The organism is Vibrio sp. 10N.286.52.C3, assembly GCF_041468865.1.
In the GTDB taxonomy this organism is placed as follows: Bacteria; Pseudomonadota; Gammaproteobacteria; order Enterobacterales; family Vibrionaceae; genus Vibrio; species Vibrio crassostreae_C.
In genome coordinates, this window is the sequence record NZ_JBFRJM010000065.1 from 1 (window position 1) to 1180 (window position 1180).

At 40.7% G+C, this 1180-nt stretch carries 1 protein-coding gene; it reads right to left on the reverse strand.

Features of this window, described 5'->3' with window-relative positions; all coding sequences use genetic code 11:
• Positions 1-1140 (reverse strand): IS3 family transposase gene (locus AB4138_RS20220; RefSeq protein WP_372307448.1). Its coding sequence is split into 2 segments (ribosomal slippage), with 1141 coding nucleotides annotated over them: positions 1-774 and positions 774-1140; the frame shifts between segments, so codons are not numbered across the junction. This gene is flagged as partial in the annotation.
• Between the last annotated feature and the right edge of the window lie 40 nt (positions 1141-1180).

The window sequence follows — 1180 nt, forward strand, 5'->3', positions numbered from 1 at the left end:
TAGACTCTTTTACTAGTTGTTTAAGCTCTCCGAGGTTTTTACACTTATTAAGTAAGAACTCTTGTTTCAGTATTCCATTTACTCTCTCTGCTAATGCATTTTGATAGCAGTCATAACCGTCTGTCATCGAGGGGCTTATGCCGCTACTTTTCAACTTATCTTGATAAACACCGGAGCAATACTGGAGACCACGATCAGAGTGATGGATACACGAACGATGATATTGACGCCCCTTAATAGCCATATCTAGCGCTTTCACTACATCCGTCGCCTTCATTTCGTTGCTCAGCTCGTAGCCCATAATTTTCCGACTAAACGCATCAGTTACCAATGAGAGATAGTGAATGCCTTCATCTGATTGGATATAGGTAATATCACTTACTAACACACCCTCTGGAGTGCATGGTTTGTAGTTCTTTAATAAGTTCGGATGTTTTTTCATCCAATGCTTACTGTTTGTCGTTTTCGTAAAACTACGTTTAGGTCTTACCAATAACCGTTCATCACGTAAGTAGTTGAAAAGAGCATCCCGACCTAACTTGATACCTTGTTCTTGCAACTTTGGCTTAAGTAAAAAGTAGAGCTTTCTAGTGCCAACCCGAGGCATATAACGTCTAATATCCAACACCATTTGTTTGATGGGTTTAAGTTCCAACTGGCGAAGAACAGCTCGCTTTTCTCGTTGATAAACGCTTTGTCTCGTTATCCCGCATAGCTTACATACTCGAACTAAACTTATTCCTTCTTGTTCTTGAAGGCTTCTTGCTCCTTGGTGAGATACTTTTTTCTGAGGCTAGTTCCGTGTTCAGCATCAAGAATATCAACCACTCTATTTAAAAAGAGATTCTTGATTTTTTCGTCTTCCAGCTCTTTCTCAAGACGCTTTATTTTCTGTGCTGGTGACTCTTTAGGCTTAGTTGATTGGTGCATGGTATTCATCCTTGGAGTTTGCGCCCAATTCATCTTACCGTGCTTTCGAAGCCAAGTTAAAACAGTTGAACGGCCTTGGATACCATAAATGGTTTGGGCTTGTTTATATGTCATATCGCCTCTTTCTACAGCGGCGACGACCTGTAATTTAAAGCCTAGTGTGTAATCACGCTGAGTGCGCTTAACGTAGGTATTATTTGAAGTAGCCATAATTCGTCCTCAATGTGTAAACACATTTCAGGACGGGACA